The sequence below is a fragment of the Billgrantia antri genome, assembly GCF_019430905.1.
Lineage (GTDB): Bacteria > Pseudomonadota > Gammaproteobacteria > Pseudomonadales > Halomonadaceae > Halomonas > Halomonas antri.
In genome coordinates this window covers 478,186-490,979 of record NZ_JAHYCA010000002.1, presented here as the reverse complement: position 1 = coordinate 490,979, position 12,794 = coordinate 478,186, and the positions used below count along the sequence as shown (strand labels likewise).

Sequence of the window (12,794 nt, the reverse complement as noted above, 5' to 3'; positions counted from 1 at the left end):
CTCGCCTATCCGCCTAAAGCTGCTGCTTTTTCAGTCAATTAAGGCCGGGTAGCACTTTGGTCTTCCTTGCCTAAAGTGGTGTGCAAAAAAACCGACGGCGCCCCGCAGGACGCCGTCGGCACTGTTTCCCGACTAGCACATCACAGCAACATGCGCCGGATATCGCTCAGCGCCGCCGCCAGGAAGGCGGTGAAGCGCGCGGCATCGGCGCCATTGACGGCCCGGTGGTCGTAGGAGAGCGACAGCGGCATCATCAGCCGCGGCTCGAAGTCGGCACCGTTCCACACCGGCTTCATCTGCGCCTTGGAGACGCCGAGGATGGCAACTTCCGGGGCGTTGACGATCGGCGTGAAGGCGGTACCGCCGATGGAGCCCAGGCTCGAGATGGTGAAGCAGCCTCCGGTCATCTCTTCGCGCTTGAGCTTCTTCGACTGTGCCTTGCCGGCCAGTTCCACGCTCTCCTTGGCCAGGTCGATCAACGACTTCTTGTCGGCGTCGCGGATCACCGGCACCATCAGACCGTCCGGCGTGTCCACGGCAACGCCGATATGGACGTACTTCTTCCATACCAGGGTCTCGCCGTCGCTCTTCAGGCTGACGTTGAACTGCGGGAACTTGCGCAGGGCGAAGGCGCACGCCTTGATCAGGAACGGCAGCGGCGTGAGCTTGGCGCCCTGGGCCTCGGCCTCGGCCTTCATCGACTTGCGGAAGGCCTCCAGCTCTGTGATGTCGGCCTCGTCGAACTGGGTGACGTGGGGCACGTTGAGCCAGCTGCGATGCAGGTTGGTAGCGCCCATCTTGAGCAGGCGCCCCATCGGCTTCTCTTCGATCTCGCCGAACTGGCTGAAGTCCTGGTCCGGCACCGGCGGGATGCCCGCACCGCCACTTGCCGCCGGCGCAGCAGCAGGCGCCTTGGCCTGGCCTGCCATCACCTGCTTGACGTAGGCGTGGACGTCCTCCTTGAGCACGCGTTCCTTGGGACCGCTGGGCTTGACCAGCCCCAGGTCGACGCCCAGCTCACGGGCCAGCATGCGCACCGCGGGGCCGGCGTGAACCAGCTTGCCGTCGCGCGGCTTGTGAGCCGCCATCTGCGCCTCGGGGCTCGGCGTGCCGGCCGGGGTCGGAGAAGGCTTGTCGGCCTTGGCCGAGGATGACGCCGCGGCTTTTTGCTCGGCCGGCTTGTCGGCCTTCTTAGGCGCCGGCTTGCTGCCTGCCACTTCGATATAGCCGATCAGGTCGCCCTCGGAGACGGTGTCGCCCTCCTTGACGGTGAGTTCGATCAGCTTGCCCTTGTAGGGGCTCGGCACGTCCATGGAGGCCTTGTCGGACTCCAGCGTGATCAGCGGGTCTTCCTCGTCGACCTCGTCGCCGGCGCTGACGGCGATCTCGATGACCGGCACGTCGCTCGAGCCGGAGAGGTCGGGCACGCGGATCTCCTTGCGCTCGGGTTCGCCGCTCGTCGCCTCTTCCTCGGCCGGCGCCTCGGCCTGTTCGGCGGGCTCGTCAGTGCTCTCGACGGCTTCCGGCTCGGCCTCATCGCCGCCTTCGCCGGCGATTTCCATGGTACCGATCACGTCGCCCTCGGAGACGGTGTCGCCCTCCTTGACGGTGAGGGACACCAGCTTGCCGCTATAGGGGCTCGGCACGTCCATGGAGGCCTTGTCGGACTCCAGCGTGATCAGCGGGTCTTCCTCGTTGACCTCGTCGCCTTCGGAGACCGTCACTTCGATCACCTCGACGTCTTCCGAGCCGCCCAGGTCGGGCACCTTGACCTCGACAGTACGCTTGCCGCCGCCGGAGGCTTTCTTGGCCGCCGGCTTCTCTTCGGCGGACTGGGACTCCTTGGGCGCCTCTTCTTGCTTGGCCTCGGCTTTCTCTTGGCCTGCGGCGTCATCGCTACCGCCGCCCTCCACCTCGAGCTCGACGATGTCGTCGCCCTCGGAGACGGTGTCGCCCTCCTTCACCAGTACACGGACCACCTTGCCGCCCTTGGGCGAGGGTACGTCCATGCTGGCCTTGTCGGACTCCAGCGTGATCAGCGTGTCCTCGGGCTCGATGACATCGCCTTCGGATACGGCGATTTCGATGATCTCGACATCTTCGCTGCCGCCGATGTCTGGAACTTTGATGATTTCGCTACTCAAGGTCGCGCTCCTTCCAAATCGTGCCTGGAACAGGCGGGCCCAGGCCCGCCTGGCCACCGGATCAGCTGGTCAGCGGGTTGGGCTTGTTGGGATCGATGCCATACTTCTTGATCGCCTCGGCGACGACCTTGCGATCCAGCTCGCCGCGGTCGGCCAGCGCCTTGAGCGAGGCCACGGTGACGAAGTAGCGATCGACCTCGAAGAAGTGGCGCAGCTTCTCGCGGGTGTCGGAGCGGCCGTAGCCGTCGGTTCCCAGTACATGGTAGTCGGTCGGTACCCAGGCGCGGACCTGGTCGGCGAACAGGCGCATGTAATCGGTGGAGGCGATGGCCGGCCCCTTGCGCCCTTCCAGGCAGCGGGTGACGTGCGGCTTGACCGTCTCCTCGGCGGCGTTGACGAACGCCTCACGCTCGAGCAGCAGGGCCTCGCGCCGCAGCTCGTTGAAGCTGGTCACGCTCCATACGTCGGCGCCCACGCCCCACTCCTCGGCGAGCATCTGCGCGGCGGCTTCCACCTCACGCAGGATGGTGCCGGAGCCGAGCAGCTGCACGTGCCCCTTGTCGCCCTGGTGCTCGCGCAGCAGGTACATGCCCTTGATGATGTCTTCGGCCGGTACGTTCTCGAGCTCGGGATGCTCGTAGTTCTCGTTCATCACCGTCAGGTAGTAGAAGCAGTTCTCCTTGTCGGCGAACATGCGCTTCAGACCGTCCTGGACGATCACCGAGACCTCATGGGCGTAGGTGGGGTCGTAGCTGCGGCAGTTGGGGATCATCGCCGCCTGCAGGTGGCTGTGGCCATCCTGGTGCTGCAGGCCCTCGCCGTTGAGCGTGGTGCGCCCGGCGGTGCCGCCGACCAGGAAGCCCCGCGCCTGCAGGTCGCCGGCGGCCCAGGCCAGGTCGCCGATACGCTGGAAGCCGAACATCGAGTAGTAGATGTAGAACGGCAGCAGCGGCAGGTTGTGGTTGCTATAGGACGTCGCCGCGGCGATCCACGCCGACATGGCGCCGGCCTCGGTGATGCCCTCCTCGAGGATCTGACCCTTCTTGTCCTCGCGGTAGAACATGATCTGGCCCTTGTCGACGGGCTCGTACTTCTGGCCTTCGGAGGTATAGATACCGAGCTGGCGGAACATGCCCTCCATGCCGAAGGTACGCGCCTCGTCGGGCACGATCGGCACTACCTGCTGACCGATCTTCTTGTCCTTCACCAGGCCGTTGAGGATACGCACGAAGGCCATGGTGGTGGAGATCTCACGCCCCTTGGAACCGGCCAGCTGGGTGGCGAAGGTCTTGTCCTCGAGAGTGGGGATCGTCAACGCCTGGAAATCGCTGCGCCGCTGCGGCAGGTAGCCGCCCAGGCGCTCGCGCTGCAGGTGCATGTACTTAAGCTCGGGCGAGTCGTCGTCCGGCTTGTAGTACGGCACTTCCTTGAGCTGCTCGTCGGTCAGCGGAATGCCGAAGCGATCGCGGAACTTGCGCAGCGCCTCGTATTCCATGGTCTTGACCTGGTGGGCTTCCATCGACGCCTCACCCTCGCCGCTGCCCATGCCGTAGCCCTTGACGGTATGCGCCAGGATCACGGTGGGGCGGCCGTTGGCGTTGTTCACCGCCTCGTGGTAGGCCGCGTAGACCTTGAACGGGTCGTGGCCGCCGCGGTTCAGGCGCCAGATGTCCTCGTCGGACATGTCCTTGACCATCTCGGCGGTTTCGGGGTACTTGCCGAAGAAATGCTCACGGGTGTAGCCACCGTCGATGGCCTTGTAGTTCTGGTACTCGCCGTCGACCGCCTCGTCCATGCGCTTCTGCAGGATGCCCTTCTTGTCCTTCTCGAACAGCGGATCCCACAGCCGGCCCCAGACCACCTTGAGCACGTTCCAGCCGGCGCCGCGGAAGACGCCCTCGAGCTCGTCCATGATACGGCCGTTGCCGCGTACCGGGCCGTCCAGGCGCTGCAGGTTGCAGTTGATGACGAAGATCAGGTTGTCGAGCTTCTCGCGGCTGGCCAGGTGGATGGCACCCAGCGACTCCGGCTCGTCGCACTCGCCGTCGCCCATGAAGCACCAGATCTTGCGATCGTGCATGTTCCTCAGCTCGCGCGAGTCGAGGTACTTCATCACGTGAGCCTGGTAGATCGCCTGGATCGGCCCCAGGCCCATGGAGACGGTGGGGAACTGCCAGAAGTCCGGCATCAGCCAGGGGTGCGGGTAGGAGGAGAGGCCGTCGCCGTCGACTTCCTGGCGATACTTGTCCATCTGCGCCTCGGTCAGGCGTCCTTCGAGATAGGCGCGGGCATACACGCCCGGGGCCACGTGCCCCTGGATGTAGACCAGATCGCCCTCGAAGTCACCGTTGGGTGCGCGGAAGAAATGGTTGAAGCCGACGTCGTAGAGCGTGGCGGCTGACATGAAGCTGGCGATGTGGCCGCCGAGCCCGGGATTGGCGCGGTTGTTGCGAATCACCTGGGCGATGGCGTTGTAGCGAATCAGCGAGCGGATACGCCGTTCCATGAACAGGTCACCCGGCATCGGTGCCTCACGATGCACCGGGATGGTGTTGCGATGCGGCGTCGTCACCGAGAAGGGTGCCTGCATGCCGTCGCGGCGCAGCCGGTCGGCCAGGCGCGTCAGCAGGTACCGGGCGCGTTCCTCGCCCTCACGATCCAGGACCGATTCCAGGGAATCCAGCCATTCCGTGGTTTCGACCGGATCGAAATCTTCTCTTGCCTCCAGACTCATAGACGTCTCTCCGAGTGACAATGTGATGTCAGGTCGCCCCTGCGTGCTTGGACGCCGAGGCAAGTGTTGCTACTGACCATCAGGGGAATGTCAGGCCGCGACGCGGCTGTTGTAGTCATTTTACAGAAGCGTATGCAACGAATGGCGTAGAACATACCGTAAAGTGGCCTTCCTGCCAATCTCGGGGGAATGGAATTTTTTTCCACATTCTGAATAGTGCATTGCAACACAAGCTGTTACGCGCCCTCCCGATAGTTTCAGCCGAAAATATCTCGGTTGTAATAAAACTACCGTATGATTACTTCCACCCCACCTTGCCCCACTTCGCATCGATCATCCCAACGTCTTGAGACACTGACGAAAATAGGCCCAGTCGAAGGCCGCGCCGGGATCGCTCTTGCGCAGTGGAGCGACTCGCGCATGGCTGGTGATACGCGCGAAGTTCATGTCAGGGTAGTTCACCTTGAGCGCCTTCATGACCGCAGCAAGCGCCCGATACTGAGCCTCGCGATAGGCATGAACCTCGTCACCCTCCAGTTCGATGCCCACGGTGAAATCGTTCAGCGCCCGCCGCACCCGTCCCCGATCGATCCAACAGGAACGACCGGCGTGCCAGGCACGCCGGTCGAAAGACACGAACTGCACGCACTCGCCGTCGCGTCGAATCAGCACATGAGCGGACACCCTCAGCTGGGTGATGCCGGAAAAATAAGGGTGCGCCGAGGCGTCCAGCGTGTTGGTGAACAGCCGCTCGATGTATTCGCCGCCGAACTGGCCGGGCGGCAGGCTGATCGAATGCAGCACTACCGCCGATACCTCCCCCGCCGGACGCGCGTCCTGGTTGGGCGACGGCACACGCCGTACCTCGGCCAGCCATCCTTCCTCGATTCTCATCTCGTTCCCCTGACGTGCTGGTGCTGGATTCCCTATAATGACGGTCCCGATGCTCCATGAACATGAAAAGGCCCGCCATGCATTATCAGGACGCCCTTGCCGAAGCGATCCGCGAAGCCGCCGCCCACCTGCTGGCCGAGGATGTCGGCCCCGGTGACATCACCGCGCAGCTGATCCCCGAAGCGCAGTGGGCCACCGCGCGAGTCATCACCCGCGAGCCGGCAGTCCTGTGCGGCATGGCCTGGGTCGAGGAGATCTACCGTCGCCTCGATCCGAGCATCACACTGCGCTGGAATGCCGCCGACGGCGATCGTCTGGAGGCAGGGCAATGCTTCCTGGAAGTCGAAGGCCCAGCCCGCCGGCTGCTGACCGGCGAGCGCGCCGCCCTCAATCTGCTGCAGACGCTCTCCGCCACCGCCACTCGCACGCGCCACTACGTCGATCTACTCGATGGCACCGGGGTGCGCCTGCTCGATACGCGCAAGACCCTGCCCGGCCTGCGCCTGGCGCAGAAGTACGCGGTTACCTGCGGCGGCGGGCACAACCACCGTATCGGGCTCTTTGATGCCTTCCTGATCAAGGAGAACCACATCGCCGCCTGCGGCAGCATCGCCGCCGCCGTGAAGGAGGCGCGCAGCATCGCCCGCGACCTGCCGGTGGAGGTGGAAGTGGAGAGCTTCGACGAACTCGATCAGGCGCTGGCGGCCGGCGCAGATATCGTCATGCTGGACAACTTCAGCCTGGAGGACATGCGCGAGGCGGTGAAGCGCACCGCGGGGCGCGCAACGCTGGAGGCTTCAGGCAACGTCGATGAAACCACCCTGCGCCAGATCGCCGAGACCGGCGTCGATTGCATTTCCAGCGGCGCCCTGACCAAGGACGTCAAGGCGATCGACCTGTCGATGCGTATCACGGCATTGGAAAAGCGCTAGGTTTCGATAGCCGCGAGGCGCTTCTCCAGGCGCCTTCGCTCGAGCCGAACGTCGCCGCGCGTTACCCATTCCGTGCCGAGATCCTGCCAGCCACGGCACAGCAGGCTCTCGGCCAGCATGCGGCTGGCATCGACGGTGGCACGACCATGACCGTGCTCGAGCAACATGCGCTCGGCATGTACCAGCAGGGTCGAGCCGATGCCGCGTCGCGCCAGTGAAGGCCATACATAGAGTGTCTGCACATGTCCCTTGGGAACGTCCAGCTCGAGGAAGCCGACACAGCGCCCGTCACAGGTGGCCATCAACGTCGTGTAGAGGGCCTGACGCGCGGCCCATACGCTGCCCTCACGCGGCATGGTCGCCGCCCACGCCTCACGCTCCGCCACGCTGTAGTGAGCGGCCGCACCCTGCATCACGGCATGATGGAAGACCTCGGCCTGATCGGCACCGTCACGGGCCCTGGCCTGGCGGTAGAGGATCCGCGGTGAGCCGCTCGTCGGGGAAGGCGCGTCGTTCGTCGTCATCGTTTCCATCTTCCCTGCCCTGCGTGATTGGACTCGGCATGCAGGTTACACAAGCTCGCCGCCGACGCCAATGGCGGGCATAATGCCTCCCCATGAACGCACCATCCTCTCCCGCCGCCGGCTACCCGATGCAGCCCATCGGCTACATCGAGAGCGACTTTCCCGATAAGTTCGGCATACCCCGCCAGCCCGGTCTGGCGTCGGCTGCCCATGCCGAGTTGATTCTCGCCTCCCCTTACGACGAGCCCTTGGCGGTGCGCGGCCTCGAGGCCTTCAGCCACCTGTGGCTGACCTTCGTCTTTCACCACAGCCCCGAGCGCTGGACGCCGCTGGTGCGTCCGCCGCGCCTCGGCGGCAACACCAAGGTCGGCGTTTTCGCCAGCCGCAGCACCCACCGCCCCAACCGCCTGGGCCTGTCGCTGGTGGAACTTCTCGAGGTCGATACCCGCCAGGGGGTACGCCTGGTGCTGGGCGGCTGCGATCTGGTAAGCGGCACCCCGGTACTCGACATCAAGCCCTACCTGCCCTGGGTGGAGGCACGTCCCGAGGCACGGGCCGGCTACGCCCCCGAGGCGCCCCCGCAACTGGCAGTGCGCTTCGCGCCCGCGGCCGAGGCTACGCTGAACGAACGGGATGACGGCGACTCGCTGCGCGCGCTGATCACTCAGGTGCTGGCCCAGGATCCCCGCCCGGCCTATCGCCAGGGCGTCGAGGAGCGAATCTACGGCGTACGCCTGCGCGACGTCGACGTGCGCTTCCAAGTAGAAAACCCAGCACTAGCGGGCAGGCCGAGAATGCACGTGACCCAAATCGTCAGCGAGAATTAGCATTTTACGGTCATTTACATGCCGCGATCGCTCATGCTCTTGGAATGATAATTGTCGATAACCTTTCGGTATTGACTCGGCGAGGCCCCGATATGGCGGCGAAAGAAGCGGGTGAAGTGCCCCTGTTCAGAGAAACCCAAGGATTCCGACAAGTTACCCAGGGTGCCAGAGCGATTGTCTGAGAGGCAGCGGAACGCCATCTGCATCTTGCCGATATTGGCAAACATCTGCGGTGTCATGCCGGTGTTCTGCTTGAACAGGGTAAAGAAATGCGCCCGGGAAAGACCGCACTGGCGGGCGATGCCTTCCATGTCCAGCTCCCCCTGGGGATGGTCGAGAATGAACTGGCTCGCCTGGCGAATTCGGCCATCGTAGAAATCACTGGCAACACCCACTCGTAGCCTGGCAAGGTGGCGCAGTTCGGAATGTTTTTCGGTGATCCCGATAAGCAAATTAAACAGCAGCTCTTCCAGAGTATTCTGGGGCACCAGCCCGAAGGAGAACATGGCATCGATCAGCAAGTCGGCATGATGCCGCATGTGGGGGGTGAGTTCGATGCAGGGGCTGGAGAAGAAGTCGGGCCGGCCGCTGAGCGCCAAGCCGCGCTGCAAGGCCGCCAGCCAGCTCGGTTCGATGTAGAGAGCCAGGATCAGAGTATCAGCGGCACCGCTCTGGTGATCGTAGAAATGCGGCTCCCAGGCATTGATGAGCACCGCCGTCCTGTCGGTCAGCGGCAAGCGGTGATCACGCACGGAAAAGTAGGTATCCTCCCCGTAGACCTTGAGCAGCACATGGCATTCGGAATGCGCGTGGGGCACCAGCGACTCATCCATGTCCAGCAGGGCAACGCGACCAAACTCGCCATGCAAGATGCGGTGGGCACTCGACATGACGTCCTCGTCAGTGGAAGGTTAGGTTAAATGCATCCTAGTAACCAGCCAGCGTACCATCTCTTCCTCGTGCAACGGCTGCAGCCAGACCAAAGTCGCATGGCAAGCCACTCAGCGGCCATTACGCCTTGCCCCGTCGAGATCCCATGGTCGGTCCACATCCTGCACGACGCCCGGGTCCTGAACCGCGATCTCGATGCAGTCAGCCCCATGCCGCCGCACCACGCTGCGAGCTCCCTCGTCGTCGGTCAGTTGCTCGAGCGAGCCCCAGAAACACCGGCCGAACAGCACCGGGTGCCCACCCTGCCCCCGGTAGAAGGGCCGCACGATCGACCGATCACTGGCCCTTGAGCACAATAGCGCCAAGGTGTCCTCGCTCAACCAAGGCATATCGCCCAGCATCACGGCCACCGCAAAGGCTTGGCTCTCGATGCTCAGTGCGCGGATACCGGCGGCGAGGCTGGCCCCCATGCCCTGTTCTGCCGTCTCGGCAACAATAGTGCCGACATCCTTGGCAATGCCCAGATGGACGGGATCGTCCTCGAGGCCCACCACTACTCGAATCTCGCCGAAATGTGGCCGGAGACTCGCCAGCGTGGCGGCCAGCAGCGGCCCACGCTGTGGCAGGTGTGCCAAGCGCTTGTCGTTGCCGAAGCGGCGCGCCCGACCGGCTGCCAACACCAGGGCAACGACGGCGTCAGCGGCCATAGTGGCCTTTTCCATGGTAGACCCGCACGATATCGGCCATCACGGAGAGGGCGATCTCGGCCGGGGTCTTGCTGCCGAGATCGAGGCCGATCGGCATGTGAATGCGATCGATGTCGGCCTGGGATAGTCCTCCGGAACGCAGCAGCCGCGTGGCGCGGGCATCCGAGGTCCGGCGCGAGCCCATCACGCCGATATAGAAGGCCTCGGTACGCACAGCCTCGATCATGGCCAGATCATCGATGCGCGGATCGTGGGTCAACGCCACCACCGCGGTTGCCGCATGGCAGCCTCCGGCGCCGATGAAGGCCGACGGCAACTGCGGCACCACCGTAACTCCCTCTGCCACGAAACCTTCACGCATCTCGGGGCGAGGGTCGCAGACGATCACCTCGTGGCCCAACGCCTGGGCGAAGCGAGCGCAGGCCTCGGCCACCGGCGAGAGGCCGGCCAGCAGCAGGCGCAGCACGGGCCCGATACGGATGTCGACGGACGCTGGCCGGCGCACCACGCAGGGCCCCTCGGCAACATCATCATCGCGAGCCTGAAAGGCGCCGGCCTCGACATCGACACGCCGCACCAGTCGGCGCTGCCCCTGCAAAGCCTGGTGCAGCACCTCGAGGTGCGCCAGCCAGGCGGTGTCGGGGGCACGGTGCTCGATCAGTACCTCGAGCACGCCGCCACAGGGCAGGGCGAGGCGTCGGCTCTCCTCGCGACTTTCACCGTAGCGACGCAGGGACACCATCCGGCAAAAATCGCCGGCGATGAGCTCCGCGAGGAAGGCCTCCTCGACACAGCCACCGGACAGTGAGCCGACATACCGACCGTCGCGACGCGCCACCAGCATGGCACCGGGACCACGTGGCGCCGAGCCGTAGGTCGACAGCACGGTGCACAGCCAGATGGGGTGTCCCTCGCGGACCCAGGCCAGTGCCTGGGTGATCACCTGATGATCGAGGTCACGCATCGCTCCGCCCTCTCATGGCCACCGATGATGCAGCCGCGTTCAATCGGCCACCTGAGTCGTCTCGGTGTCGGGATCGAGCGTCTTCTCGCCCAGCAGCAGGGAGACCGCGATACCGCACACCAGTGCCCAGAAGGGGGCGCTGATCCCAAGTAGGCTGATGTTACTCATCGCCACCACCAGCGCCACGAAGGCACCGATCTGATGGCCGCGATGCCGGGAGAAAGCATGCTGGAAGGCCGCCAAAAGCACGCCGATCATCGCAAGGCCGGCCACGCTGCCGATCAGGGCGCTGGGCAACGCTAGGATGAAGGGCACGGCCGCACCGGCAAAGAGCCCGAAGGCACAGAACAGCACGCCGTTCACCAGGGTGGCACCATAGCGGGTGCTCTTGTCGTCGCCGGCCTGTTCGGAGGAGCAGATGGCGGTCATCGGCCCGGCGATGTTGGCGTTGTGACCGCCGAAGAGGCCGGCGAACATGCCACCGATACCGCTGATGATAGTCATGGCATTGACCGGGGGACGGTACTCCTCGGCCAGCAGCACCCCGGTGGCCTGGGCATTCTCGGCCCCGATCACCAGTGCCGCCAACGGCACAGAAATGGCCAGGAAGGCACCCAAGGTAAAGCTCGGCGCGGTGAACTGCGGCACGACGAAAGCGATGTCCACGTCGGCGGGTTGCACGGCCCCCATCGCCAGGGCGATGCCAACGCCGACTACCGCCGCCACCAGCACCGGTGGCACCGCCTTGACGAAGCGCGAGCTGAGGAAGAAGGCCACCACCGCCGTGCCGGCGATCCAGGGGGCCGCACCCACCGAGTTCACCGCACCGATGCCGAAGCGGATCAAGGCGCCGGCGATCATCGCCATGACGATGGGCATTGGCAGCCAGCGCATGATGCGCCCGACGACTCCGCTAACCCCTAGCGCTAGAACGATCGCCCCACTCATGATGAAGGCGCCGACCGCCTCGTTGAAGGGAATCGTCGCCAGGGCGGTGATCATGATCGCCGCCCCGGGAATCGAGTAGGCACCGGTGATCGGCTGACGATAACGCAAGGCCATGATCAGGCTGATCAGGCCACCCAGGAAGTAGATGGCAAACAGCCAAGCCACCGTCTGGCCGTTGCTCAGGTTGCCGGCATCGGCAGCGCTGATCACGATCAGGGCCGGCCCCGAGCAACCAAACAAGGCAGCAACGATTCCCGCACTGATAGACTTGGCGGTGAAGACCCGGGTCAGATCCCTGAGCAGTGGACGTTTGGTGTCCACGGCTGCAGCGGAAGCAGGGCTGGACCCACTGTTGTCGTGTGTGTGCATGCTATGTCTCCAAGAGGTTGTTGTTGTGTCATGCTGACGCCGATCACTCACCGATGAACACGGCCTTGCGCTTGCCATGGAAGGCCTCGACACCCTCGCGGAAGTCGCTGGATGTGCGCAGCCGGCTGTAGCAGTGGCCTTCCATCTCGATCGCCACCGACAGCGGCGCATCCTCGTTGTCGTTGATCAGGCGCTTGGCGGTGCGCTGGGCAAGCGGCGAGAAGCCACGCAGTTCATCCACCAGGGCCTGGGTGGCACTTTCCAGCTGTTCGTCGGGGACGCACTCGGTGGCGATACCCCATTCCAGCGCTTGGTGACCGCTAATGCGTTTGGCGCGCATCACCATGTGCTTGGTCCGGGCGATGCCGATGATCTTCTGCAATCGGGCCGAGCCACCGGACCCAGGGATCTGTCCCAGTTTCTGCTCCGGCAGGGCATAGAGGGTCGTCTCCGAAGCGATGCGAAAATCGCAGGCCAGCGACAGCTCGAAACCGACGCCGAAGGTGTAACCGCGATTGGCGGCAATCACCGGCTTGGAGCAACGCGCCGGGGCGGCTACGTTGTCGGCGAGTTTCGAGACATGTTCCGGCGACGCCTCGAGGAATCCCTTGATGTCGCCACCGCTGGAGAAGTGTTCGCCCTCGGCGCGCAGCACGATGACACGCACGCCGTCATGGGCATCCAGTGCCTCGAACACGCGGCGCAGCTCGTCGCGCTGGGGCATCGAGATCACGTTGAGCGGTGGACGCGCCAGGATGATGTCGGCGCGCTCGGCCTCTGCGTCGATCCGAACACTGAAACCATCGAAGTTACTTGCCAGATAGGTGCTCACGTCATTGGGAGTCATGTCTTGGTTCCTT

Annotated in this window: 11 protein-coding genes; 2 read left to right on the top strand and 9 right to left on the bottom strand. The window is 64.4% G+C overall.

Features of this window, described 5'->3' with window-relative positions; translation table 11 throughout:
• Nucleotides 1–140 precede the first annotated feature (140 nt).
• The 3 genes from aceF to ampD form a co-directional block, all read right to left on the bottom strand.
• Nucleotides 141–2,144: a pyruvate dehydrogenase complex dihydrolipoyllysine-residue acetyltransferase gene (gene aceF / locus KPL81_RS06695; RefSeq protein ID WP_209476529.1), complete on the bottom strand. Its 2,004-nt coding sequence runs from the start codon at nt 2,142–2,144 to the stop codon at nt 141–143.
• Between the two features lie 61 nt (nt 2,145–2,205).
• A complete protein-coding gene (gene aceE / locus KPL81_RS06690; protein WP_209476527.1) occupies nt 2,206–4,878 on the bottom strand; it encodes a pyruvate dehydrogenase (acetyl-transferring), homodimeric type in 2,673 nt (890 codons plus the stop codon).
• Nucleotides 4,879–5,211: 333 nt separating this feature from the next.
• A complete protein-coding gene (gene ampD, locus KPL81_RS06685; RefSeq protein ID WP_209476526.1) occupies nt 5,212–5,772 on the bottom strand; it encodes a 1,6-anhydro-N-acetylmuramyl-L-alanine amidase AmpD in 561 nt (186 codons plus the stop codon).
• A gap of 77 nt (nt 5,773–5,849) precedes the next feature.
• Between ampD and nadC the strand changes: the two genes are divergently transcribed.
• Nucleotides 5,850–6,704 (top strand): carboxylating nicotinate-nucleotide diphosphorylase, encoded by an 855-nt coding sequence (nadC, locus tag KPL81_RS06680; protein WP_209478512.1) that lies wholly within the window; start codon nt 5,850–5,852, stop codon nt 6,702–6,704.
• Here the strand turns inward: nadC and KPL81_RS06675 are convergent.
• Nucleotides 6,701–7,237, bottom strand: coding sequence for a GNAT family N-acetyltransferase (locus tag KPL81_RS06675; RefSeq protein ID WP_209476524.1), 537 nt, complete (start codon nt 7,235–7,237; stop codon nt 6,701–6,703). The two genes, nadC and KPL81_RS06675, sit on opposite strands and share 4 nt — an antisense overlap.
• Nucleotides 7,238–7,320: 83 nt before the next feature.
• On the opposite strand from KPL81_RS06675, the gene tsaA reads away from it, so the two are divergent.
• Complete coding sequence (gene tsaA / locus KPL81_RS06670) at nt 7,321–8,055, top strand: tRNA (N6-threonylcarbamoyladenosine(37)-N6)-methyltransferase TrmO (protein WP_240549084.1); 735 nt, start codon at nt 7,321–7,323, stop codon at nt 8,053–8,055.
• Between the two features lie 14 nt (nt 8,056–8,069).
• Here tsaA and KPL81_RS06665 read toward each other — a convergent pair whose 3' ends face one another.
• From KPL81_RS06665 to KPL81_RS06645, 5 genes are all read right to left on the bottom strand, one after another.
• Nucleotides 8,070–8,945 (bottom strand): helix-turn-helix transcriptional regulator, encoded by an 876-nt coding sequence (locus KPL81_RS06665; RefSeq protein ID WP_219791175.1) that lies wholly within the window; start codon nt 8,943–8,945, stop codon nt 8,070–8,072.
• Between the two features lie 111 nt (nt 8,946–9,056).
• Nucleotides 9,057–9,653: a nucleotidyltransferase family protein gene (locus tag KPL81_RS06660; protein WP_219791174.1), complete on the bottom strand. Its 597-nt coding sequence runs from the start codon at nt 9,651–9,653 to the stop codon at nt 9,057–9,059.
• Nucleotides 9,643–10,617: an XdhC family protein gene (locus KPL81_RS06655; RefSeq protein ID WP_219791173.1), complete on the bottom strand. Its 975-nt coding sequence runs from the start codon at nt 10,615–10,617 to the stop codon at nt 9,643–9,645. The genes KPL81_RS06660 and KPL81_RS06655 overlap by 11 nt, the downstream gene beginning before the upstream one ends.
• Nucleotides 10,618–10,656: 39 nt before the next feature.
• Nucleotides 10,657–11,934 (bottom strand): benzoate/H(+) symporter BenE family transporter, encoded by a 1,278-nt coding sequence (locus KPL81_RS06650; RefSeq protein WP_219791172.1) that lies wholly within the window; start codon nt 11,932–11,934, stop codon nt 10,657–10,659.
• A 43-nt stretch (nt 11,935–11,977) separates the two neighbouring features.
• The gene (locus KPL81_RS06645) at nt 11,978–12,781 is read right to left on the bottom strand and encodes an enoyl-CoA hydratase/isomerase family protein (protein WP_219791171.1); all 804 of its coding nucleotides are present in this window, start codon (nt 12,779–12,781) and stop codon (nt 11,978–11,980) included.
• Between the last annotated feature and the right edge of the window lie 13 nt (nt 12,782–12,794).

Coding starts and splice junctions, on each gene's coding strand:
- aceE (WP_209476527.1), bottom strand. CDS start 4,878: ATGAGTCTGGAGGCAAGAGAAGATTTCGATCCGGTCGAAACCACGGAA.
- ampD (WP_209476526.1), bottom strand. CDS start 5,772: ATGAGAATCGAGGAAGGATGGCTGGCCGAGGTACGGCGTGTGCCGTCG.
- nadC (WP_209478512.1), top strand. CDS start 5,850: ATGCATTATCAGGACGCCCTTGCCGAAGCGATCCGCGAAGCCGCCGCC.
- KPL81_RS06675 (WP_209476524.1), bottom strand. CDS start 7,237: ATGGAAACGATGACGACGAACGACGCGCCTTCCCCGACGAGCGGCTCA.
- tsaA (WP_240549084.1), top strand. CDS start 7,321: ATGAACGCACCATCCTCTCCCGCCGCCGGCTACCCGATGCAGCCCATC.
- KPL81_RS06665 (WP_219791175.1), bottom strand. CDS start 8,945: ATGTCGAGTGCCCACCGCATCTTGCATGGCGAGTTTGGTCGCGTTGCC.
- KPL81_RS06660 (WP_219791174.1), bottom strand. CDS start 9,653: ATGGCCGCTGACGCCGTCGTTGCCCTGGTGTTGGCAGCCGGTCGGGCG.
- KPL81_RS06655 (WP_219791173.1), bottom strand. CDS start 10,617: ATGCGTGACCTCGATCATCAGGTGATCACCCAGGCACTGGCCTGGGTC.
- KPL81_RS06650 (WP_219791172.1), bottom strand. CDS start 11,934: ATGCACACACACGACAACAGTGGGTCCAGCCCTGCTTCCGCTGCAGCC.
- KPL81_RS06645 (WP_219791171.1), bottom strand. CDS start 12,781: ATGACTCCCAATGACGTGAGCACCTATCTGGCAAGTAACTTCGATGGT.